Annotated in this window: 21 protein-coding genes and 2 tRNA genes; 7 read left to right on the top strand and 16 right to left on the bottom strand. The window is 61.4% G+C overall.

The features are described 5' to 3' along the window. Nucleotides 1–62 precede the first annotated feature (62 nt). A protein-coding gene (locus tag E8E75_RS05410) for an IS3 family transposase (RefSeq protein ID WP_280358127.1) occupies nucleotides 63–1,213 on the top strand; the annotation gives its coding sequence in 2 pieces (ribosomal slippage) (nucleotides 63–297 and nucleotides 297–1,213; 1,152 coding nt in all). On the opposite strand, the gene E8E75_RS05415 is transcribed toward E8E75_RS05410, so the two are convergent. The 11 genes from E8E75_RS05415 to E8E75_RS05465 all read right to left on the bottom strand — a co-directional run bounded on the left by E8E75_RS05415 (nucleotide 1,210) and on the right by E8E75_RS05465 (nucleotide 11,250). Continuing rightward, nucleotides 1,210–2,430: a hypothetical protein gene (locus tag E8E75_RS05415; protein WP_280358257.1), complete on the bottom strand. Its 1,221-nt coding sequence runs from the start codon at nucleotides 2,428–2,430 to the stop codon at nucleotides 1,210–1,212. The two genes, E8E75_RS05410 and E8E75_RS05415, sit on opposite strands and share 4 nt — an antisense overlap. A gap of 426 nt (nucleotides 2,431–2,856) precedes the next feature. Then, on the bottom strand, nucleotides 2,857–4,125 hold the full coding sequence (locus E8E75_RS05420) for a tyrosine-type recombinase/integrase (RefSeq protein ID WP_280358258.1): 1,269 nt from the start codon (nucleotides 4,123–4,125) through the stop codon (nucleotides 2,857–2,859). 189 nt (nucleotides 4,126–4,314) lie between these two features. Then, entirely contained in the window at nucleotides 4,315–5,415 is a 1,101-nt protein-coding gene (gene ychF, locus E8E75_RS05425) for a redox-regulated ATPase YchF (protein WP_120654603.1), read from the bottom strand. Nucleotides 5,416–5,441: 26 nt separating this feature from the next. After that, a complete protein-coding gene (pth, locus tag E8E75_RS05430) occupies nucleotides 5,442–6,026 on the bottom strand; it encodes an aminoacyl-tRNA hydrolase (RefSeq protein WP_077524268.1) in 585 nt (194 codons plus the stop codon). A gap of 38 nt (nucleotides 6,027–6,064) precedes the next feature. After that, a complete protein-coding gene (locus tag E8E75_RS05435; RefSeq protein ID WP_120654604.1) occupies nucleotides 6,065–6,667 on the bottom strand; it encodes a 50S ribosomal protein L25/general stress protein Ctc in 603 nt (200 codons plus the stop codon). Nucleotides 6,668–6,775: 108 nt separating this feature from the next. Continuing rightward, a complete protein-coding gene (locus E8E75_RS05440) occupies nucleotides 6,776–7,717 on the bottom strand; it encodes a ribose-phosphate pyrophosphokinase (RefSeq protein ID WP_028629917.1) in 942 nt (313 codons plus the stop codon). 86 nt (nucleotides 7,718–7,803) lie between these two features. Then, nucleotides 7,804–7,878 (bottom strand) — tRNA-Gln (locus E8E75_RS05445). A 60-nt stretch (nucleotides 7,879–7,938) separates the two neighbouring features. Further along, nucleotides 7,939–8,013: transfer RNA gene (locus E8E75_RS05450), tRNA-Gln, on the bottom strand. A gap of 32 nt (nucleotides 8,014–8,045) precedes the next feature. Next, nucleotides 8,046–8,897 carry a 4-(cytidine 5'-diphospho)-2-C-methyl-D-erythritol kinase gene (ispE, locus tag E8E75_RS05455; protein ID WP_153918495.1) on the bottom strand — a complete coding sequence of 284 codons (852 nt, stop codon included), beginning with the start codon at nucleotides 8,895–8,897 and terminating at the stop codon, nucleotides 8,046–8,048. 1 nt (nucleotide 8,898) lies between these two features. Further along, entirely contained in the window at nucleotides 8,899–9,516 is a 618-nt protein-coding gene (lolB, locus tag E8E75_RS05460; protein ID WP_120654606.1) for a lipoprotein insertase outer membrane protein LolB, read from the bottom strand. Between the two features lie 3 nt (nucleotides 9,517–9,519). After that, entirely contained in the window at nucleotides 9,520–11,250 is a 1,731-nt protein-coding gene (locus tag E8E75_RS05465; protein WP_153918498.1) for a tetratricopeptide repeat protein, read from the bottom strand. A gap of 186 nt (nucleotides 11,251–11,436) precedes the next feature. Here E8E75_RS05465 and hemA point away from each other — a divergent pair, with 186 nt between their 5' ends. The 6 genes from hemA (at nucleotide 11,437) to E8E75_RS05495 (ending at nucleotide 16,774) form a co-directional block, all read left to right on the top strand. Next, entirely contained in the window at nucleotides 11,437–12,711 is a 1,275-nt protein-coding gene (gene hemA / locus E8E75_RS05470; protein WP_120654608.1) for a glutamyl-tRNA reductase, read from the top strand. Further along, entirely contained in the window at nucleotides 12,708–13,790 is a 1,083-nt protein-coding gene (prfA, locus tag E8E75_RS05475) for a peptide chain release factor 1 (RefSeq protein ID WP_120654609.1), read from the top strand. The genes hemA and prfA overlap by 4 nt, the downstream gene beginning before the upstream one ends. 1 nt (nucleotide 13,791) lies before the next feature. After that, entirely contained in the window at nucleotides 13,792–14,622 is an 831-nt protein-coding gene (prmC, locus tag E8E75_RS05480; protein WP_280358261.1) for a peptide chain release factor N(5)-glutamine methyltransferase, read from the top strand. After that, nucleotides 14,616–15,371 (top strand): molybdopterin-synthase adenylyltransferase MoeB, encoded by a 756-nt coding sequence (locus E8E75_RS05485; RefSeq protein WP_120655353.1) that lies wholly within the window; start codon nucleotides 14,616–14,618, stop codon nucleotides 15,369–15,371. The genes prmC and E8E75_RS05485 overlap by 7 nt, the downstream gene beginning before the upstream one ends. Next, a complete protein-coding gene (gene murI, locus E8E75_RS05490) occupies nucleotides 15,364–16,155 on the top strand; it encodes a glutamate racemase (RefSeq protein WP_280358263.1) in 792 nt (263 codons plus the stop codon). The genes E8E75_RS05485 and murI overlap by 8 nt, the downstream gene beginning before the upstream one ends. A 103-nt stretch (nucleotides 16,156–16,258) precedes the next feature. Continuing rightward, nucleotides 16,259–16,774: an acyloxyacyl hydrolase gene (locus E8E75_RS05495; RefSeq protein ID WP_120654612.1), complete on the top strand. Its 516-nt coding sequence runs from the start codon at nucleotides 16,259–16,261 to the stop codon at nucleotides 16,772–16,774. A 60-nt stretch (nucleotides 16,775–16,834) separates the two neighbouring features. On the opposite strand, the gene phrB is transcribed toward E8E75_RS05495, so the two are convergent. From phrB to E8E75_RS05520, 5 genes are all read right to left on the bottom strand, one after another. Then, nucleotides 16,835–18,265, bottom strand: a complete 1,431-nt coding sequence (phrB, locus tag E8E75_RS05500; RefSeq protein WP_153918500.1) for a deoxyribodipyrimidine photo-lyase — start codon at nucleotides 18,263–18,265, stop codon at nucleotides 16,835–16,837. 11 nt (nucleotides 18,266–18,276) lie between these two features. Next, complete coding sequence (locus E8E75_RS05505) at nucleotides 18,277–19,206, bottom strand: MerR family transcriptional regulator (RefSeq protein ID WP_153918502.1); 930 nt, start codon at nucleotides 19,204–19,206, stop codon at nucleotides 18,277–18,279. 2 nt (nucleotides 19,207–19,208) lie between these two features. Next, the gene (locus E8E75_RS05510) at nucleotides 19,209–20,177 is read right to left on the bottom strand and encodes a DUF523 and DUF1722 domain-containing protein (RefSeq protein ID WP_174235591.1); all 969 of its coding nucleotides are present in this window, start codon (nucleotides 20,175–20,177) and stop codon (nucleotides 19,209–19,211) included. Between the two features lie 115 nt (nucleotides 20,178–20,292). Continuing rightward, on the bottom strand, nucleotides 20,293–20,514 hold the full coding sequence (locus E8E75_RS05515; protein ID WP_280358265.1) for a TIGR02450 family Trp-rich protein: 222 nt from the start codon (nucleotides 20,512–20,514) through the stop codon (nucleotides 20,293–20,295). Beyond that, complete coding sequence (locus E8E75_RS05520; protein ID WP_120654616.1) at nucleotides 20,511–21,494, bottom strand: NAD(P)/FAD-dependent oxidoreductase; 984 nt, start codon at nucleotides 21,492–21,494, stop codon at nucleotides 20,511–20,513. The genes E8E75_RS05515 and E8E75_RS05520 overlap by 4 nt, the downstream gene beginning before the upstream one ends. Nucleotides 21,495–21,526: the final 32 nt, after the last annotated feature.

Here is a 21,526-nt window from a genome sequence, read left to right on the forward strand (position 1 = left end):
TGAATCGCCCCTAGTTTCGTAGACACCTCCAAGCCTCATAATGAGGCCCATTAGGAGGTGCCATGAGCAACCAGCGTTACCCCGAAGAATTCAAAATCGAAGCGGTCAAGCAAGTGACCGAGCGCGGCCTTCCCGTGGCCGAGGTGGCAGCGCGGTTGGGCATGTCGGTGCACAGCCTGTATGCCTGGATCAAGCGCTACAGCAAGCCCCGGGAACAGCGGCAGCAAGAAGATGATCAACAGGCCGAACTGCGTCGTCTGCGTGCGGAACTCAAGCGGGTAACCGAAGAGCGAGACATCTTAAAAAAGGCCGCCGCGTACTTTGCCAAGGAGTCCGGCTGAAGTACGCCGTCATCAACAAGTTATCGGTGGAGTACCCGGTACGTCGTCTCTGCCAGACCCTCAAAGTACATCCCAGCGGTTACTACGCCTGGTTGTCCGAGCCGAAATCCGTACGCGCGAAGGAAGACCAGCGTCTGCTCGGGTTGATCAAACATGCCTGGCTGGAAAGCGGCGGGGTCTACGGCTATCGCAAGATCCACGACGACCTGCGTGAGCTGGGGGAGTGCTGTGGCCGGCACCGCGTGGCTCGCCTGATGCGGGGAGAAGGGCTGCGCTCGCAGACCGGCTATCGTCGGCGCCCCGGTTATTACGGGGGCAAGCCGACGGTGGCCTCGCCCAACCGCCTGGAGCGGCAGTTCAACGTCAGCGAACCGAACAAGGTCTGGGTCACTGACATCACCTACATCCGCACCTATGAGGGTTGGTTGTACTTGGCGGTGGTGCTGGATCTGTTTTCACGCCAGGTGGTTGGCTGGTCGATGAAGCCACGGATGTGCAGCGACCTAGCCATCGATGCCTTGCTGATGGCGGTCTGGCGGCGGAAACCCAGGCAGGAGGTGATGATCCACTCCGACCAGGGTAGCCAGTTCAGCAGCTCGGACTGGCAGAGTTTCCTCAAGGCCAACAACCTGATCAGCAGCATGAGTCGACGCGGCAACTGCCACGACAACGCGGTAGCAGAAAGCTTTTTCCAGTTGCTGAAGCGGGAACGCATCCGACGGAAAACCTACGGCACCCGCGAAGAAGCCCGCAGTGATGTGTTCGATTACATCGAGATGTTTTATAACGCCAAACGCCGGCACAGCAGCGCTATGCAGCTATCGCCAGTGGAGTTTGAAAAGCGCTATTTCCAGAGCTTGGAGAGTGTCTAGGAAAGCCGGGGCGATTCAGTTTGATGGTGGACATACCAATAGGCCTGCTTCTTGTGGGATGCAAATCTTCTGAATCCGTCGATCAGCCTACTGACTTCAGAGTCCGTAAAGTAGATACGAATTACGTGAGAGCTACTTACGTCTATGTCCTCCACGTCCGCCTTTATTGGCGAACCCATTACTGCAATAGACTCATTTGCCAATATTGAATTTTTCGCAATTCGTGATGTTTCTTCCGGGTCTAATGGCCCGAAGCCATGATGCTTGTAGGCATCTAGGTCACTTATCAGCTTTTGGTAAAAATACCGGGCAGTGCTGAAGCTCTCAGTATCAAACAACTCTCGATCAATAAGGGAATGCATAAGAGTGTGAAGCGAGGCATTTGTTAACGTCATCGATTGATTGTCAAGCGCAGCGCTGCGCTGTACTCGAATAAAACCCGCTGCTGCACCTACCACTTGTGCGCCTGCGAAACCTGGCAGTAACTCTGTTCCAGCCTCCATCAACTGTGGTGCAACTAGGCACCAGGATCCAGTTAAGCCCGGGCCACGATCTTCAGTGAAGAGATTTTCAACAGGGATGATAGTTGCACGCCCCTCGTTTACCCAACTATCAATTATGCGCTTGTAACGCGGAGATATCGAGCTCCCACCTTCATCCACGATTAAAATGTAATGACTATCGGTAAGTCCATGCTCACGCATGCTCTGGTCAATTTCGGTGACAGCTCGCCCCGAAACCACAGTGTCGACGAACACAAATCGAGTTGATGGTTTTTTGATACTGGCGTTTCTACTCACTCCAACTCCAAAAATGTCCTCTTGGATGTATTGGTAATAGAGTAATTCCGGCGCCGTCAGATCTCCTTGCAGCCAGGCCTTCAGTACTTTAACCCAGAAATTGCGAATTTGTTTGCTAATGGGGTCGCTAGGGATAGAGTCAATTAGTTTTGAGTCTGCTGTAAATGGAAGAGTTATCTCACTATTTTTAAATGGCGTCGAAAGCCCGTGAAGAATTTTGCTTTTTTCCGTGTGCTTGAGCGCCCATTTCTGATGAATTTCAAAAAGATTCTTAGTAAAGGGAAAGGTACCTCTGCTAGGAATAACAAGAGTACCGAATCCGCGTGACTCTAGATCCACGAGAGTTTCATAGAGCTTGATGCAAGCCCATGCGAAAGAGTGCATGTGGTCAAAAGTAATGCGTTCCTGCCAGTCCATTCCTATCTCTCTATGCTCAATATCCTCTTACCCCTTCCGAGCACTGAGCTAGGGGGCAGTAGGAAAAAAGTGGCTCTTAGGCGACGGTTACGGCTACTTCTTACTCCGTGAATTGGTGATTCAGATATGTCTTAAGCGAGCATGCACTGAACAACCTCCAGACTCCTAGAGATCGTCGAATCTCATGATAAAAAATATTAAGAAATCTCAATAGTAAAAAATATCGCGACTGGCTGCGCTGGGACAAAAGCACTCCCTATCGATCGACCGCTTCTGGCCGTTTGTAGCCTGTTGCGACCGGCTACTTTAGGGCAGTGCTTGTTGATCAGCGTATCGAAACGACTTTTCTGTCCCGATTCTCCTTGATAGCTGACACCCACAGATTGCCCGTAGCTGTGTCCTGGATGTGCTCGTTCCAACAAGTCATCAGCGGAGGTCTGTGCTCGATGATCCGTCTTTGGGGGCCTTCCAAGCATCCAGCATGTCAGCCCATTGCTGCATCATTCCGGCCCGATCGCTCAGGTACTCCGCATGGTTATAGGTGCGGCGGACAGCGTTCTGTTCGGTATGTGCGAGCTGTCGTTCGATCCAGTCTGCTGAGAAGCCCATTTCATTGAGCCTAGTGCTGCCTGACGTGCGAGTGGCATGCGGGCTGTACTTGCCGCCCCAGCCCAGGACGTTGAGCATCTGGCGAAACGATGCCGAAACCATCGGTCGGGTGCGTACATCTCGATGTGGAAACACATGGGTGTACTTGCCGGTGATGGCATGAAGAGCTTGCAACATTTCGACTGCCTGCCTGGGAAGCGGGACAGTGTGCTCCTTACGCTTTTTCATCCTTGCGGCCGGGATGCACCAGATGGCTTTGTTTAAGTCAAGCTCTGACCACCGAGCCTCTACTGCTTCATTTGGGCGGCACAGAGTCAGCCACATAAGGCGAAAGGCGCAGAGGGTCTCGTGGCGGCCACCGTGGGATTCGACATCTCGTAGCAGTTGGCCAACTTCAACCATGGAGAGTGGCCGCTTGTGCTGCGTTTTGTTGGCTGGCAGGGCTTTGCGAACGGGGTGTACAGGATCGCTGCTGGCTCGCAGGGTTGAGATTGCCAGCTCGAAGACGCCGGACATGGTTCGCTTAGCTTCGGCGGCAACAGATGGGCCATTGTCCTGTGCCGCTCCTTTGAGCACTTCAAGGATGTGAGCGGGGGTGATGGATTTGATCGGCAGGTCGCCGATTTTCGGAAAGACGACCCGCTCCAGCATCTTGAGTCGTTTGGACTTGGTGATCTCTTCCCAGTCCTTCAGCGACAGCCACTCTTTGGCGACCGTCTCGAAAGTAATAGCTCTCTCATGGTCGCGTTTAACTCGTTCTTGTTGGCGGTGGTGCGCGGGGTTGATGCCTTGTACGACCAGTGAGCGTGCCTTCACACGCTCATCACGGGCTTCTGAAAGGGTGAAGCGGCGTCCTCTGCGGCGCTCCTCAGCCTGCTCGCTCGTTTCTCCTTTGGGGGCGATTACATAGTCCCCAATGGCGAACACGCTTTCCTTCCTGGCATTGCCGTCGCTCAGCTCGAACCGGTAGCGCCATGCCTTAATCCCGTTGGGCTTCACCTCCAGGTAGAGGCCATTTCCGTCCGTGAGTTTGTAGGGCTTTTCCTTGGGCTTTGCGGTACGGCACGCAGTGTCGGTAAGCGGCATAGCTGCTCCTCTCTGGCTGTACCCGGTTTTTGTGGCGGGTATGTTTGTGCTGTACCCGGCAGCGTACCCGGTTGAGGCGTGGATCGCATAGTGGCTTGATGGATCTTGCTGGAAAAGAAAAACCCCTTGAAGTGGCATTCTTCAAGGGGTTTAGTGTCCGGCAGGATCCGATAGAATCCAAATTTCAGTTTAGACGTTGAAGCGGAAGTGCATCACGTCGCCGTCCTTGACGATGTATTCCTTGCCTTCCAGGCGCCATTTTCCGGCCTCCTTGGCACCGTTTTCACCCTTGTATTGGATGAAGTCGTCGTAGGCGACTACTTCGGCGCGGATGAAGCCTTTTTCGAAGTCGGTGTGGATAACTGCGGCAGCCTGCGGGGCGGTGGCGCCAATGCGAACGGTCCAGGCGCGGACTTCCTTCACGCCGGCGGTGAAGTAGGTCTGCAGGTTGAGCAGGTCGTAGCCGGCGCGGATTACACGGTTCAGGCCAGGCTCTTCGAGGCCGAGAGCCTCGAGGAACATATCCTTTTCCTCGCCGTCATCGAGTTCGGCGATTTCGGCTTCGATCTTGTTGCACACCGGAACCACGATGGCGCCTTCTTCCTCGGCGATGGCTCGAACCACGTCCAGGTGAGGGTTGTTGTCGAAGCCGTCTTCGGCAACGTTGGCGATGTACATCACCGGCTTGCTGGTAAGCAGGTGGAAGCCACGAACCAGGCGCTTTTCCTCGTCGCCCAGGTTCTTCAGCAGGGAGCGCGCCGGCTTGCCTTCGCTGAAGTGGGGGATGAGTTTTTCCAGCAGGGCTTTCTGCGCCAGGGCGTCCTTGTCACCGCCCTTGGCGTTGCGAGCAACCTTCTGCAGTTGCTTTTCGCAGCTATCGAGGTCGGCAAAGATCAGTTCGAGGTCGATGATCTCGATGTCGCGCTTGGGGTCGACACTGTTGGAGACGTGGATGACGTTCTCGTCTTCGAAGCAGCGCACCACGTGGGCGATGGCGTCTGTCTCACGGATGTTGGCGAGGAACTTGTTACCCAGGCCTTCACCTTTGGAGGCGCCCGCTACCAGGCCGGCGATGTCGACGAACTCCATGGTGGTGGGGATCACGCGCTCGGGCTTGACGATGTCGGCCAGTGCGTTGAGGCGCATGTCGGGCATCGGCACGATGCCGCTGTTCGGCTCGATGGTGCAGAAGGGGAAGTTCTCCGCTGCGATGCCGGACTTGGTCAAGGCGTTGAACAGGGTGGACTTGCCGACGTTGGGCAGACCGACGATGCCGCAATTGAATCCCATGGTATGTGCCTCTGCGCGGAGTGGGTTCAGGCCTTGCGACTGTGCAGCTTCTGCATGGCGCGGGTGAGGTCACCGGCGAGCAGTTCTGGCATCACGTCGAGGGCGAAATCGATGCTGGTGTCGAGTAGTTCCTGTTCGCTGCGCGGGGCGCGGCTGAGTACGAAACCGGATACCAGGCTGCTGTGCCCCGGATGGCCAATGCCAAGCCGCAGGCGATGGAACGAATTCTGGTTGCCGAGCTGGGCGATGATGTCGCGCAACCCGTTGTGGCCGCCGTGGCCGCCGCCGGTTTTGAGTTTGGCGACTCCTGGGGGCATGTCGAGTTCGTCGTGGGCCACCAGGATGGCTTCGGGGGGAATGCGGAAGAACCCTGCCAACGCCGCCACGGACTGGCCGCTGCGGTTCATGTAGGTGGTGGGGATCAGCAGACGAACGTCGCGACCTTGGTGGGAGAATTTTCCGACCAGGCCGAAGTATTTCTTGTCGAGGCTCAGGTTGACGCGTTCGCGATCGGCCAGGCGCTCAACGAAAAGGGCCCCTGCGTTATGCCGGGTCTGGTCGTATTCGGGGCCTGGATTACCCAGGCCGACGATCAGTTGAATGGCAGTCACTACAGGGGCCCTTTATCAGGCTGACGCAGAGTAAGAAATTACTCGGCTTCGCCTTCTTCCTTCACCACGCGGGAAGCATGGATGTTGGCAACTGCCAGGTCGTTGCCGTGGGCCAGGGCCACCAGCTCGACGCCTTTCGGCAGGGTCAGGTCGGACAGGTGAACGGTCTGACCTACTTCGACCTTGGCCAGGTCAACTTCGATGAACTCCGGCAGGTCTTTCGGCAGGCAGGAGACTTCGACTTCAGCGATGGTGTGGGAAACTTCGCCGCCGCCTTGCTTCACGCCAACGGAGGTAGCTTCGTTGATGAAGTGCAGGGGTACGTGGGCGGTCAGTTTCTGGCCGGCAACTACGCGCTGGAAGTCAGCGTGCAGTACGAAGCCTTTGGCCGGGTGACGTTGCAGAGCCTTGATCAGAACGGTTTCGGTAGCACCGGAAACGTTCAGGGCGATCACGTGGCTGAAGGCAGCTTCGTTTTCCAGCAGCTTGGCCAGGTCTTTGGCCAGCAGGCTTACGGATTGCGGGGCTTTCTCGCCGCCGTAGATTACAGCGGGAACCAGGTTGGCATTACGACGCAGGCGGCGGCTCGCACCTTTCCCCAGGTCGGAACGCGCATCGGCATTCAGGGCGAAATCAGTCATTACAGTTCTCCAAAATAACCAAAACGCCCGTAATGCTTGCGACCAGCATCCGGGCGATTGGTCTATAAGCCCCGCCTGAGCGGGGCGCGTTTCGTCAGGGATGGCCGCTTAGCGGAACATCGCGCTGATCGATTCTTCATTGCTGATGCGGCGGACCGCTTCAGCCACAACCGGCGCGATATCCAGTTGACGGATACGCGAGCAGGCTTGTGCCGCGGCGGACAGGGGGATGGTGTTGGTCACCACCAGCTCGTCCAGCACGGAGTTTTCAATGTTCTCGATGGCACGGCCGGACAGCACCGGGTGGGTGCAGTAGGCGTAGACCTTGGCAGCACCATGGTCCTTCAGGGCCTTGGCCGCGTGGCCCAGGGTGCCAGCGGTGTCGACCATGTCGTCGACCAGCACGCAGGTGCGGCCTTCGACATCGCCGATGATGTGCATGACTTCGGACTGGTTGGCCTTCGGACGACGCTTGTCGATGATCGCAAGGTCAACGCCGAGGGACTTGGCCACGGCACGTGCGCGAACCACGCCGCCGATGTCCGGGGAAACGATCATCAGGTTCTCGAAGCGCTGGTCTTCGATGTCATCGACCAGGACCGGGGAACCGTAGATGTTGTCCACCGGAATGTCGAAGAAGCCCTGGATCTGGTCGGCATGCAGGTCGACGGTGAGTACACGGTCGATACCGACTACGGTCAGCATGTCAGCCACTACCTTGGCGCTGATAGCCACGCGGGCGGAACGCGGGCGGCGATCCTGGCGGGCGTAGCCGAAGTAGGGGATGACCGCGGTGATGCGGGAAGCCGAGGAACGGCGGAAGGCGTCAGCCATCACTACCAGTTCCATCAGGTTATCGTTGGTCGGTGCGCAAGTCGGCTGGATCAGGAAAACGTCCTTGCCGCGAACGTTTTCATTGATTTCAGCACTGATTTCACCGTCGGAGAACTTGCCTACGGAGGCATCACCGAGGGGAATATGCAGTTGACGTACGACGCGACGCGCCAGATCGGGGTTGGCGTTCCCCGTGAAGACCATCATCTTGGACACGCGCAGTACCTGCCGGCTGAGGGTAGACCTGATGAATCAAAAAGCCGTTCAAAGGCCGTGGGCTTTTGAACAGCTTTTCAAGTGTATGGCAGGGGCGGCTGGATTCGAACCAACGCATGGCAGGATCAAAACCTGCTGCCTTACCGCTTGGCGACGCCCCTATGTGTGCAACTCGCTATGCAGGATATTCGTTTCGCTGTACGCATGACCCAGTGGGTTAATGGCAGGGGCGGCTGGATTCGAACCAACGCATGGCAGGATCAAAACCTGCTGCCTTACCGCTTGGCGACGCCCCTGTATCGTACAACCGAATGCCTTGCATTCCTTCTCAAGCCAGACCTTGAAGCTTGCGGTGCAACATGGAGATGTTGCGGCCCTGGGCGACAAAGCTCGGCAGAGTGGCCGGAAGTTGGCGGCGAACTTTATCAGCATCGCCTTTGTTTGGGAAGCTCCCAAACACACAAGCTCCAGTGCCGGTCAATCTAGCTGAAGTGAATTTATTCAACAAGATCAGAGCGTTACGTACATCCGGGTAACGCTTCTCGACCACCGGCTGGCAGTCGTTACGACCGCCCCCCTCAAGAAGGCTGCGAACTTTAATGGGCGGCGAATTCCGTGTCAACTCAGGATCGGAGAAAACTTCTGCTGTGCTGACAAAGACTTGCGGCACGGCGACAAGGAACCACGGCTCAGGGAGTTCGACGGGGGTCAGCTGCTCGCCAACACCCTCCGCGAAGGCCGCGCGGCCGCGCACGAAGACCGGCACATCGGCGCCCAAGGTAAGCCCTAGAGCGGCCAGACGGTCTTCGCTCCAGCCGAGGTTCCACAGTCGGTCGAGCGCGAGCAGGGTGGTCGCGGCGTCGGAACTCCCGCCACCGATCCCGCCTCCCATGGGCAGGCGCTTCTCCAGCCACATGTCCGCGCCGAGGCGGCTGCCTGATTTGGCTTGGAGCTTGCGCGCCGCGCGGACGATCAGGTTGCTGTCGTGGGGAACGCCGGGCACGTCGGTTCGCAGGTGGATTTCACCATCGTCGCGCGGGGCGAAACCCAGTTCGTCGCCGTGGTCGAGGAACTGGAAGAGGGTCTGTAGCTCGTGATATCCGTCGGCCCGTCGGCCGAGGATGTGCAGCATCAGGTTGAGCTTGGCCGGTGCCGGCAGGACGAGTTGCGCATCCTGCATGTCACTGGCCGAGCTGGCGCGGTTGCCAGTCCTTGATCACCAGGGTGACGTCGAGGTTTTCGCCGCTTAGCTTGATGCGTTCGGGCAGGGTGTAGCCGTTCTGCTCGACGTAGCTCAGGTATTGCACCTGCCAGCCATCTTGCTCCAGGCGGGAAAGGCGGCTTTCGCCGTCGAGGGTGAGGCGGCTGCGGCTGTCAGGTGCGGGCAGGCCGCGCACCCACCAGAGCAGATGGGAGACCGGCAGACGCCAGCCGAGTTGCTCTTCCAGCAGCGCCTCGGGGGATTCGGCCTGGTAGCGGCCCTGGTTGGCTACTTCCAGCTCGATGTTGCCCGGGCGACCAGTGAGTCGCGCCGCGCCGCGACCCAGGGGGCCGGAAAGGCGGATGTCGTAGTAGTCCTGGCGCTGCAGCCAGAACAGGGTGCCACTACCGGAGTCCTTGGGCGCTCGGATGCCTACCTTGCCGCTTATCTGCCAGCCATCGAGGGTGCTGACCTGCTCTTTGTGAGCTTTCCAGATGGCCTGGTTACCCTGGCCTTCGAGGGTTTCGCGCGGGGCAAGGGCGGAGCAGCCGGCGAGCAGGACAAGTGCGCCGGCGGCCAGGAGATTTCGTACACGCATGGATCAGAGGTTTCCGGAGCCAGTCAGGCGTTGCAGGGTGTCACGGAGGATGGCGCTGTCGGGCTGCTTCTGTAGGGCGTCCGCCCAGACCTTGCGGGCTTCGACCTGCTTGCCCTGGGCCCAGAGGACTTCGCCCAGGTGAGCGGCTACTTCGTGGTCGGGGAACTCTTGCAGTGCCAGGCGCAGAAGGCGTTCGGCCTCCGACAGATTGCCCATGCGGTAATTCACCCACCCGAGGCTGTCGAGGATTGCCGGGTCGTCCGGGTTGAGCTTGTGCGCCTGTTCCACCAGTTTCCTGGCTTCGTCGTAGCGCGTGGTACGGTCGGCGAGTGTATAGCCTAGGGCGTTCAGGGCCATGGCGTTTTCCGGCTCGCGTTCGATGATGAAGCGCAGGTCCTTTTCCAGTTGGGCGAGGTCGTTGCGCTTCTCCGCCAGCATGGCGCGTGTGTAGAGCAGGTTGAGGTCGTCCGGGAACTGCTGCAAGCCCTGATGGATGACCTTCCAGGCACGTTCCGGCTGCTGGCGCTCCGCCAGGCTCTCGGTTTCGATCAGGTAGAGCTGGATGGCGTAATCCGGTTGGGCATCGCGGGCCTTGGCCAGACGGGTTTCGGCTTCGTCGGCGCGACCGCTTTCCAGGAGGATTTCCACCTGGCGCATCTGCGCCGGCAGGTAGTCGTTGCCCGGGCCAACCAGTGCGTACTCGATCAGCGCGCTCTCTTTGTCGCCGCGCTTTTCGTAGACCTGGCCAAGGTTGAAGTGGGCAGAGTCGACATGGCTACCGCGTTCCACCAGTTCTTCCAGGTACACCTGGGCTTCGTCCCAGGCTTCGCCTTCCAGGCAGACCAGCGCCAGGGAGTAGCGGAGGTCGTCGTCGTCGGGGAATTGCTGGACGAGGCCGGCAAACTCGGACTTCGCCTCGTCCAGGCGGTCCTGCTCCACCAGCATGCGGGCGTAGGTCAGGCGCAGACGCTTGTCGTCCGGGTGCTGCTTGATGGCTTTCTGCAGAAGCGGCAGGGCTTCATCGCCACGCTTGAGGCTCTGCAGCAGGCGAGCACGGAGCAGGATCGGGGCGATTTCCTTGTCGTTGGCGGGCACGCCTTCGAGCAGAGTGAGCGCTTCTTCGGTGCGGCCGTCCTGTTGCAGCAGCACAGCCTTGCCGAACACCAGCTGGCTATTGTCGGGGTGCTTGGCCAGCAGGCGGTCGAAGCTTTGCAGCAGGCCGGCGCGGGTGTCTGCGTCAGTTTCTGCGGCAGAGAGCGCGAGGAAGTCGAAATGGGTGTCGCCCTGGCCCTGCAGCACTTTCTCCATATAGGCCATGGCTTCGTCGTGGCGGCCGGCACGGGCCAGCTGAACGGCGGCGGCGCGCTGGGCGTCGAGATTGTCGGGAGCGTTCTTGGCCCAGATCAGCGCAGTGTCCAGGGCTGCCTGGTCGGCGCCCAGGTACTCGGCGATGCGGAAGGCGCGCTCGGCCACAGCTGGATCCTGAGTGGCGTTGGCCTGTTGCACGTAGTTGCCGAGGGCGATGTCGAAGCGATTGCGTTGCCCGGCCAGTTCGGCCGCGAGCAGGGCGTAGAGGGTTTCGCGGTTGAACGAGCCATAGACCTCTGGCTTTGCGGGCGTGGAGGCCTGGTTGCCTTCCTCGACCGGTGGAGTGCCGTCCGGGGACTTGTGGGTCAAGCTCTGACAGCCGCCGAGAAACAGCAGGGCGGTCAGCAACGCGAGGGATCTATTCATATAGGAAGGAAGGGGCTAACCAGCGAGTGGCCCATCATGACACAAGCCGTCAGGCTAGCACATGGGGCGGGGGCCAACCCGCGGACGAGCAAAACCTGTACGGGCAGACAATTATCGGCGGTGGTTGTCGTCGTTCGGGTGAAGTAGGACAATTGCGCGCCCTCCCGATTCAGTTAGCGACCCTGCATGGCCTTCATTGCTCTTGGTATCAACCACAAGACCGCCTCGGTGGATGTCCGCGAACGCGTGGCTTTCACCCCCGAGCAGCTCGTGGAGGCCCTGCAGCAGCTGTGTCGCATCACGCCCAGCCGTGAGGCGGCCATCCTCTCTACCTGCAACCGCAGCGAGCTCTACCTGGAGCAGGATCACCCGAGCACCGATGAAGTACTCGCCTGGCTGGCCGGTTATCACAACCTCAGCCTTGAAGAGCTGCGCGCGTGCGCCTATGTGCACCAGGACGATGACGCTGTTCGCCACATGATGCGTGTCGCCTCCGGGCTGGACTCCATGGTCCTCGGCGAACCCCAGATCCTCGGCCAGATGAAGTCTGCCTACGCGGTTGCGCGTGAGGCAGGCACCGTCGGCCCGCTGCTCGGTCGTCTTTTCCAGGCGACCTTCAGCACCGCCAAGACGGTGCGTACCGACACCGCTATCGGCGAGAACCCGGTTTCCGTGGCCTTCGCTGCCGTCAGCCTGGCCAAGCAGATCTTCTCCGACCTGCACCGCAGCCAGGCGCTGCTGATCGGTGCTGGCGAAACCATCACCCTGGTAGCCCGCCATCTGCACGAGCAGGGAGTGAAGCGCATCGTCGTCGCCAACCGGACCCTGGAACGCGCCAGCATCCTTGCCGAGGAGTTCGGTGCCCATGCGGTGTTGCTCGCCGACATGCCCCAGGAGCTGGTCAACAGCGACATCGTCATCAGCTCGACCGCCAGCCAGTTGCCCATTCTCGGCAAGGGGGCGGTGGAGCGCGCACTGAAACAGCGCCGGCACAAGCCGATCTTCATGGTGGACATCGCCGTCCCGCGTGACATCGAGCCCGAAGTCGGCGAGCTGGACGATGTCTACCTCTATACCGTGGACGACCTGCACGAGGTGGTCGCGGAAAACCTCAAGAGTCGCCAGGGGGCGGCTCAGGCAGCCGAAGAACTGGTCGGCGCTGGCGTCGAGGAGTTCATGCAGCGCCTGCGCGAGCTGGCCGCGGTCGACGTGCTGCGTGCCTATCGCCAACAGGCCGAGCGTCTGCGGGATGAGGAAGTGGCCAAGGCGCAGCGCATGCTGCAGAACGGCACATCGGCCGAGGAAGTGCTGGCGCAACTTGCCCGCGGCCTCACCAACAAGCTGCTGCACGCACCCAGCGTGCAGCTGAAGAAACTCTCCGCCGATGGCCGCTTCGACGCGCTGGTCGTGGCCCAGGAACTCTTCGCCCTCGACGAGGGCCCGGATAAACGTTCGCAATGAAAGCTTCCCTGCTGAACAAGCTTGACCTCCTCCAGGACCGCTACGAGGAACTTACCGCCCTGCTCGGAGATGCCGAAGTCATCAGTGACCAGGCCAAGTTCCGCGCTTACTCCAAGGAGTTCGCCGAGGTCGAGCCGGTGATCCTCGCTTTCCGCGAATTCCGTAAGGTTCAGGGAGACCTCGAGGGCGCTCAGGCGCTACTCAAGGACAGCGACCCGGACTTACGGGAGATGGCCGAGGAAGAAGTGGCCCAGGCCCGTGAGCAGCTCGTGGGGCTGGAGGACCGTCTGCAGCGCATGCTGCTGCCGAAGGACCCCAACGACGGCCGCAACGTCTTCCTGGAAATCCGCGCTGGCACGGGCGGCGACGAGGCGGCGATCTTCTCCGGCGACCTGTTCCGCATGTATTCCCGTTATGCCGAGCGCCAGGGTTGGCGTGTCGAGATCCTCTCCGAGAACGAAGGGGAGCACGGCGGATACAAGGAAGTGATTGCCCGCGTCGAGGGTGACAACGTTTACGCCAAGCTCAAGTTCGAGTCCGGCGCGCACCGTGTACAGCGGGTGCCGGAGACTGAGTCCCAGGGCCGTATCCACACCTCCGCCTGCACCGTGGCGGTATTGCCTGAGCCTGACGAGCAGGCCGCCATCGAAATCAACGCCGCCGATTTGCGTGTCGATACCTATCGCGCTTCCGGCGCAGGTGGCCAGCACGTTAACAAGACCGATTCTGCGGTGCGTATCACCCACATCCCGTCGGGCATCGTCGTCGAGTGCCAGGAAGAACGTTCCCAGCACAAGAACCGCGCCAAGGCCATGGCGTGGCTGGCGGCCAAGCTGAACGACCAGCAGGAAGCCGCCGCCCACAAGGAAATGTCCGATACCCGTCGCCTGCTGGTGGGTTCCGGTGACCGCTCCGAGCGCATCCGCACCTACAACTATCCGCAGGGCCGGGTGACTGACCACCGCATCAACCTCACCCTTTATGCGCTGGACGACGTGATGGCCGGCAGCGTCGAGGCCGTGATCGAGCCGCTGCTCGCCGAATACCAGGCCGACCAGTTGGCAGCCCTGGGGGACTGACGTGACCATCATCGCCAGTCTCCTCGGCGAAGCCCGCCTACCGGACTCGCCCACCCCGCGCCTGGACGCCGAACTGCTGCTGGCCGCCGCCCTCGGCAAGCCCCGCAGCTTCCTGCACACCTGGCCGGAGCGAGTGGTTTCCAGCGAAGTGGCCGAGCGTTATGCCAGCTTCCTGGAGCGCCGCCGCACCGGCGAACCGGTGGCCTACATCCTTGGCCACCAGGGTTTCTGGAGCCTGGACCTGGAAGTGGCGCCGGATACCCTGATTCCGCGCCCGGACACCGAATTGCTGGTGGAAACCGCCCTGGCACTGCTGCCGGCGAGCCCGGCCGAGGTACTCGACCTGGGCACCGGCACCGGCGCCATCGCCTTGGCGTTGGCATGCGAGCGTCTGGCCTGGAAGGTCACCGGCGTCGATCGGATTTCCACTGCCGTGGAGTTGGCCGAGCGCAACCGCGCGCGGCTGCGCCTGGCCAATGCCCGGTTCGTCGAGAGCCACTGGTTCTCTGCCCTGGGGAAGCAACGATTCGCACTGATCGTCAGCAATCCGCCCTACATACCGGCCCAGGATCCGCACCTCGCCCAGGGCGACGTACGCTTCGAGCCTTCCAGCGCCCTGGTGGCCGGCGCCGATGGCCTCGACGACATCCGCAAGATCATCCAGGACGCGCCCGATCACCTGCTGCCGGGCGGCTGGCTATTGCTGGAGCATGGTTTTGACCAGGCGCCGGCCGTGCGCGATCTGCTCGATCAGCAAGGCTTCCAGCAAGTGGAAAGCCGTCGCGACCTGGGCGGCCATGAGCGCATCTCTCTGGGGCAATGGCCATGCTGAATGATCAGGAACTCCTTCGTTACAGTCGGCAGATTCTCCTGCCGCAGATCGACATCGACGGTCAGCTGCGCCTGAAGCAGGGACGCGTCCTGATCATCGGCCTCGGCGGCTTGGGCTCGCCGGTTTCTCTCTATCTGGCTGCCGCCGGTGTGGGCGAGTTGCATCTGGCGGACTTCGACAGTGTCGACCTCACCAACCTGCAACGACAGATCGTCCACGACAGCAACAGCGTCGGGCAGAGCAAGGTCGATTCGGCCATGACCCGCCTTGCCGCGCTGAACCCTGAGGTACGTCTGGTGCCGCACGACCGCGCGCTGGACGAGGATTCCCTGGCCGCCGCCGTTGCAGCGGTCGACCTGGTCCTGGACTGCACCGACAACTTCGGTACCCGCGAAGCGGTCAACGCGGCATGCGTCGCCGCCGGCAAACCATTGGTGTCCGGCGCCGCCATTCGTCTTGAAGGCCAGCTTTCGGTCTTCGACCCGCGCCGTGACGACAGCCCTTGCTACCACTGTCTCTACGGCCATGGCAGCGAAGCCGAACTGACCTGCAGCGAGGCCGGCGTGGTTGGCCCGCTGGTTGGACTGGTGGGCAGCTTGCAGGCACTCGAAGCGCTCAAGTTGATCGCCGGTTTCGGCGAGCCCATGGTCGGCCGCCTCTTGTTGGTGGACGCCTTGGGAAGTCGCTTCCGCGAACTGCGGGTAAAGCGCGACCCGGCCTGCGAAGTCTGCGGAGCACGGCGTGCCTGAAGCTGCGGTCGGAGTCTTCGACTCAGGCGTCGGCGGCCTTTCCGTCCTGCGGGAAATTCGCACGTTGCTGCCTCGCGAATCGCTGCTCTATGTGGCGGATAGCGGCCACGTGCCCTACGGCGAGAAGAGCGCCGACTTCATTCGCGAGCGCAGTCACCAAATCGCCGAGTTCCTGCTCGACCAGGGCGCCAAGGCGTTGGTGCTGGCCTGCAACACGGCCACTGTGGCCGCCGTAGCCGACCTGCGTGAGCGTTATCCACAGCTGCCTATCGTTGGCATGGAGCCGGCGGTGAAGCCGGCTGCAGCCGCAACGCGCAGTGGCGTGGTCGGGGTGCTGGCGACTACTGGCACGCTGAAGAGTGCGAAGTTCGCGGCACTGCTGGATCGCTTTGCCGGAGATGTACGGGTCATCACCCAGCCCTGTCCCGGACTGGTGGAGCGCATCGAGGCAGGGGACCTGCTGGGGCCGGAAACGCGCACCCTGCTGACGGCCTATGTCGAGCCGCTACTGGCCGAGGGCAGCGATACCTTGATCCTCGGCTGCACCCACTATCCGTTCTTGCGTCCTTTGCTGCGTCAGCTGGTGCCGGACTCGGTCAGCCTGATCGATACCGGTGCGGCGGTTGCCCGTCAGTTGCAGCGGCTACTGGATGCGCGCGGTCTATTGGCGGAAGGGTCGGCCGAAAACTGCCGCTTCTGGTCGAGCGGCGATCCGCTGGCGATGCAGGAAATCCTGCCGATTCTCTGGGGCGAATCCGCCTGTGTGGACAGGTTTCCGGATTGATACAAAAGTCCGCCAGAGTTCTTTCCCCGATTAAAAAGCTATCTATAATCGCTGCCAGGTATTAAGACTTTTTTGTCTGCACTTCAGAAAAAGGATTGGTTTCATGAAGAAGCTTTTCTGCTGGGCCGCAGCTGCAGCGATCACCGTCGGCCATGTTGTTTCCGCCCAGGCTGCGGACGTTTCTCTGGACATTGGCCAGACTGGCGATTCCACCATGGTTTATCGTCTGGGAACTCAGTTCGACTTCTCCAGCAGTTGGTTCCAGACCGATGTAGGGCGCCTGACCGGCTACTGGGATGCCGCCTACACCTATTGGGAAGGCGATGAGACCGCCAGCAACCACAGCCTGTCTTTCACTCCGGTATTCGTCTACGAGTTCGCAGGTGAATCCGTGAAGCCCTACGTCGAAGCAGGTATCGGCGTCGCCGTGTTCTCGGACACCGACCTGGAAGACAACGATCTGGGTTCCTCCTTCCAGTTCGAGGATCGCATCGGCCTGGGCCTGCGTTTCGCCAATCAGGAAGTCGGCGTGCGCGCCATGCACTACTCCAACGCCGGCATCAAGCAGCCGAACGATGGCGTGGAGGCTTACACCTTGCACTATCGCCTGTCCTTCTGAGGCGAACCTGCAACACCGGAAACCGGGCCAAGCGCCCGGTTTTTTATTGCGCCTGCATCTTCAAACGGTACGTTCCGAAAGATTCCTGAAGGCCGCCAGTGCCCGATCGCGGCTGGCAGACAGGTCTACCAGCGGCGGCGGATACCCGGTGACGCCGAACAGGCCACCCAGTCCGGCCGGGTTGTGGATATCGCGTTTGTCCAGATGAGCGAGTTCCGGTAGCCAGTGGCGCAGGAAGCGTCCGTCCGGGTCGAACTTCTGCGACTGGTTTATGGGGTTGAAGATGCGGAAGTACGGGGCCGCATCGGTGCCGGTGGAGGCGCTCCACTGCCAGCCGCCATTGTTCGCCGCGAGGTCGCCGTCGATCAGGTTGCGCATGAACCAGCGCTCGCCTTCGCGCCAGTCGATCAGCAGGTTCTTGGTTAGGAACATCGCTACTATCATGCGAAGGCGGTTGTGCATCCAGCCCGTGGCGAGCAATTGGCGCATCGCCGCGTCGACGATGGGGATGCCGGTTCGCCCTTGCTGCCAGGCCTCCAGATCCTCCGGCGCACGGCGCCAGGCCAGCGCTTCGGTTTCGCGACGGAAGGGGCGGTGGCGGGAAACGCGAGGGAAGGCCACCAGGATGTGCTTGTAGAACTCGCGCCAGAGCAGCTCGTTGATCCAGCAGACGGCGCCGGGATTGCCACTGTCGAACTCCCCGAGGTTGTTGCGTAGCGCCGCGTGCAGGCATTGGCGGGGCGAGAGCACGCCAGCAGCGAGGTACGGCGAGATCTGGCTGGTGCCGGGGACGGCGGGGAAGTCGCGGCGTTCCTCGTAGCACCAGAGCTCTTCCAGGACGAAGGTGTCCAGCCGCTCGCGGGCGGCTTCTTCCCCGGCGGGCCAGAGTTGGCGCAGGCTTTCCGGAGGTATCGGGAAGCCTTCTACCGACATGGGGGGCGTGTCGCTGGGGATATCCAGTTCTTCCTGCGGGCGCGGTGGTGGCAGGCAACTCGGCAGGGCTGTGTGCAGGCGCTGGTAGCAGACTTTGCGGAACTGACTGAAGACCTGGAAGCAGGTGCCGGACTGGGTCAGAACGCTACCGGGACGGAACAGCAACTGATCGAGATGGCTCTGCAAGACGATACTGTCTGCCGCAAGCAGCTCGGCCACCTGGTGGTCGCGCCGGGCCTCATTGATGCCGTATTCCTCATTGACCTGAACCGAACCGATGTCGAAATCGTGGCAAAGCTGGCGTACCACCTGTGGCGCCTCGGCCCAGGTGTCGGCGTGGCGAATCAGTAGAGGCACGTTCAGCCGGTCCAGCGCCCAGGCCAGCTCGGACAGGTTGCGCATCCAGAAATCCACTTTGGCAGGCGCGTCGTCGTGGGTTTGCCATTGGCCCGGGGTGATGAGGTACAGGGCCAGAGTCGGGCCGGCGGTGAGTGCAGCCTGCAGGGCCGTGTTGTCCTGCACGCGCAGGTCGGTGCGGAACCAGATGAGCTGGCGCATGGAGCATTCCTTTATCGGTTGTGCAGCAGGCCGAGGTCTGACAGGGCCTGAAAGGCGTCGAGCGGGCTTTCGGCCAGGATGACGCCGGGGACGGAATCGGCCTGGTGGATGGCCGCTGCGGGTCCCCCCAGCAGACACGGGCATCGATGGCCGTTGAGCAGCCTTGGCAGTTGCCCGGGACTGATCGGCTGGCTTGAGTAGAGCATTAGGGCACGAGGCTGGATGCGCGCCACGACCAGGGGTAGTTCGGTAGCAGGTACCGGCCAGTCGAAGACTTCTACTGCGCAATCGGCGCTGCTGGTGAGCCAGGCCGCGAGCCAGAGGCCGGGCTCCATTGGCAGGTCCGAAACATTCATCATCAGGATCGGCGCCCCGCTGAACTGGCGGTTGTTGTGGTAGAGCCGCGCGCCTAGCTTGGTGCGCAGCCAGGAGTGCAGGAACACGCGCTCCGCCTGGCGGCCGAACTGGCCGCGCCAACGTTGTTCCAGCTCTTCCAGCACGGGCTGCAACAACTGGCGATAGAGAGTCTGAGGAGGGTAGAGCGCCATTGAGGCATTGAAGCGCTCGTCCAGTTGGCGCTCATTGAGGCTGCCAATGGCTTCCAGCAGGTGCTGGCGCTGTTCTTCCCAGGGGGAGGCCGACGTAGGTTCAGGGGCTGCCGGCGGCTGTTGCTCCTTGAGCAGCCCCTTGACCTGGCCAACGGCGACGCCCCGGTCCAGCCAGGTGAGGATCAGGCGTATGCGCACCACATCGTCCTCGGTGTAGAGGCGGTGGCCCTTGCTGGTGCGCAGCGGTGCGACGAGCCCGTAGCGGCGTTCCCAGGCTCGCAGGGTCACCGGTATGACACCGGTCTGGCGTGCCACTTCGCGAATGGGCAGCAGCCCCCGCGACAGTGCGGTCTGGTAGTCGATGTCCATCGAGGTTTCGCCGGGCGTGTCCATGGCTAGAGGGCGTTGCGCAGGCTGAGTTCTTCCGGATGCGGCTGCAGGTAGGCCTGCTGGGTGATGTAGCGATCCGGGTGACTGTTGAAGTGATGCTTGAGCAGGGTGATGGGCACGACCAGTGGGATGATGCCACCTCGGTATTGCTCGATCAGGCGCTGGAGCTCCGCCTTTTCCGGGCGGCTGAGGTGCGTCTTGAGATAACCGCTGAGGTGCTGCAGCACATTGCTGTGAGTGCCGCGAGTGGCGCATTTACCGAGGGCTGTCATGAGTGCCGAAAAATAGCGCGGGCCGATCTCGGCTGCCGGGTGCTCACCGATGTCGCCGAGCAGTCGGCCAAGGACCTTGTACTGCACCGGGTCGTGGGCCATCAGTTGGTACTTGTAGCGGGAGTGGAACGCGATGATTGCCTTGTGCGTCAGCCCTTCGCGGCACAGCGCCTGCCACTGCGCGTAGGCGTAAACGCGGGTGAAGAAGTTTTCCCGCAGCACCGGATCGTTGAGGCGACCTTCTTCTTCTACCGGTAGGTCCGGGCGCAGGGCGCAGAAGGCTCTGGCGAAGATTCCCCGGCCATCTCCTGCGGCTGCTTGGCCGTTGGCCCGATACACCTTCACCCGTGCGAGCCCGCAAGAGGGCGACTTCTGCATGAAGATGTAGCCACTGATGTCGTCGAGTTGCTCCGCCATTAGCTCGCCGAACTCGGTCAGGGCCTCGGTGTGATCGAGTTGCGGCTGTCGCGTGCCGACCGCACGCGGTGCAGCGAGGTCGCCAACCAGTCGGATGGGCGCGCGGGGAATGCCAAGGCCGATGGCCACTTCTGGGCACAGCGGCACGAAGTCGAAATGCGCTGCCAGGCTGCGGCTGCACAACCGTGACTCCTTGTGCCCACCATTGAAGCGCACGGGGTCACCGAGGAGGCAGGCGCTGATGCCCAGTTTGGGGCGCTGCGACAGATCGAAGGGCATGACCATGGGCTATTACCTGGACGCGTGTTATACAAAGTAGATTGTTTGTATAGGTTTATGGAAATCATAGAGATGGTCTTGTACAAGTCAAATGACTTGTACAAGTTCTTGACGGGTGGGATCAGCGCCAGCCGATCTGCCAGCTGCGGGTATCGGTCAGGTCGCGCCAGGGCAACTGCCGGCAGCGGTGGCTGTGCACAGCTTCGAGTTCCACGGTTTGCAGGACGCCGCCTTCATCGAAGATCAAGCGGCTGACGAGGAAGTGTCGTTCGCGTCTGGACGGCCGTACGGCCGTCCACTTCGAGAGCAGTAATTTGCGCGGATTGAGCCGCGGAGCGGTCACAAGTGCTCAAGCAGGCGGCGAGCGGCTTCCTGGCCGCTTAGCCAGGCACCTTCCACACGGCCTGACAAGCACCAGTCGCCGCAGGCGTAAAGGCCCAAGTCGGCATCGGCGAGGGCGCCCCACTGGTGCGCCTGGCTCGGCCTTGCGTAGAGCCAACGGTGGGCCAGGCTGAAGCTCGGAGCCGGAACGGCACAGCCGATCATTTCGGCGAAGGCACCATGCAAGTGTTCGATAACCGCATCCTTGGGCATGTCCAGGTGTTGCTTGCTCCAACTGCTGGTGGCGTGCAGCACCCAGGTGTCCAGGCTGGCTTCGCGACCTGGCTTGGAGCGATTGCGGGCAAGCCAGTCCAGCGGGCTGTCTTGCAGGAAGCAACCTTCAACACGGGTATCCAGCGGTTCGCTGAAGCCCAGTGCCACGGCCCAGGTCGGCTCCATGGCGACGCTTGCGGCGGCACCGGCGAGTTTCGGTGCAGCGGCCAGCAGGGCCGCAGCGTGGGGCGCCGGGGTGGCGACTATCACGTGGCTGAACGGGCCGTGACTGAGGCCTTCGGCATCTTGAAGGCCCCAGTGGCGTTCGCCACGGAAGACCTCGGTGATGCGGCAGGCGAAATTCACGGGCAGGGCACCGAGCAGGGCGCGGGTGATGGCGCTCATGCGTGGCGTGCCGACCCAGCGGATCTGCTCGTCGGGGGAGGGCAGCAGCTGGCCTTCGCTGAAGTGATAGAGACTGGGTGACCATTCGGCGACCCAGCCACGATCGCGCCATTGCTGCACCACTTCGGCGAAGCGACGGTCGCGGGCGGTGAAATATTGAGCGCCAAGGTCCACGGAGCCGGCGTCGCTTCGCTTGCTGGCCATGCGTCCACCGCTGCCGCGGCTCTTGTCGAAGAGCTCCACGGCCTGCCCGGCTGCATGCAGCGCCTGGGCGGCGGAGAGGCCGGATATACCGGTGCCGATGATGGCGATAGGTGCACTCATGGTCTACCTCGTTACCTATGGCTACAGGCTAC

The sequence above is a fragment of the Pseudomonas sp. BN606 genome, from assembly GCF_029873115.1.
GTDB lineage: Bacteria > Pseudomonadota > Gammaproteobacteria > Pseudomonadales > Pseudomonadaceae > Metapseudomonas.

Excerpts from the sequence above, each read along its gene's own strand:
- E8E75_RS05435 (WP_120654604.1), bottom strand. The coding sequence starts at position 6,667 with ATGACTGATTTCGCCCTGAATGCCGATGCGCGTTCCGACCTGGGGAAA.
- E8E75_RS05415 (WP_280358257.1), bottom strand. The coding sequence starts at position 2,430 with ATGGACTGGCAGGAACGCATTACTTTTGACCACATGCACTCTTTCGCA.
- ispE (WP_153918495.1), bottom strand. The coding sequence starts at position 8,897 with ATGCAGGATGCGCAACTCGTCCTGCCGGCACCGGCCAAGCTCAACCTG.
- prfA (WP_120654609.1), top strand. The coding sequence starts at position 12,708 with ATGAAAGCTTCCCTGCTGAACAAGCTTGACCTCCTCCAGGACCGCTAC.
- E8E75_RS05420 (WP_280358258.1), bottom strand. The coding sequence starts at position 4,125 with ATGCCGCTTACCGACACTGCGTGCCGTACCGCAAAGCCCAAGGAAAAG.
- E8E75_RS05495 (WP_120654612.1), top strand. The coding sequence starts at position 16,259 with ATGAAGAAGCTTTTCTGCTGGGCCGCAGCTGCAGCGATCACCGTCGGC.
- E8E75_RS05520 (WP_120654616.1), bottom strand. The coding sequence starts at position 21,494 with ATGAGTGCACCTATCGCCATCATCGGCACCGGTATATCCGGCCTCTCC.
- lolB (WP_120654606.1), bottom strand. The coding sequence starts at position 9,516 with ATGCGTGTACGAAATCTCCTGGCCGCCGGCGCACTTGTCCTGCTCGCC.
- E8E75_RS05505 (WP_153918502.1), bottom strand. The coding sequence starts at position 19,206 with ATGGACACGCCCGGCGAAACCTCGATGGACATCGACTACCAGACCGCA.
- hemA (WP_120654608.1), top strand. The coding sequence starts at position 11,437 with ATGGCCTTCATTGCTCTTGGTATCAACCACAAGACCGCCTCGGTGGAT.
- ychF (WP_120654603.1), bottom strand. The coding sequence starts at position 5,415 with ATGGGATTCAATTGCGGCATCGTCGGTCTGCCCAACGTCGGCAAGTCC.
- E8E75_RS05485 (WP_120655353.1), top strand. The coding sequence starts at position 14,616 with ATGCTGAATGATCAGGAACTCCTTCGTTACAGTCGGCAGATTCTCCTG.
- E8E75_RS05465 (WP_153918498.1), bottom strand. The coding sequence starts at position 11,250 with ATGAATAGATCCCTCGCGTTGCTGACCGCCCTGCTGTTTCTCGGCGGC.
- E8E75_RS05510 (WP_174235591.1), bottom strand. The coding sequence starts at position 20,177 with ATGGTCATGCCCTTCGATCTGTCGCAGCGCCCCAAACTGGGCATCAGC.
- phrB (WP_153918500.1), bottom strand. The coding sequence starts at position 18,265 with ATGCGCCAGCTCATCTGGTTCCGCACCGACCTGCGCGTGCAGGACAAC.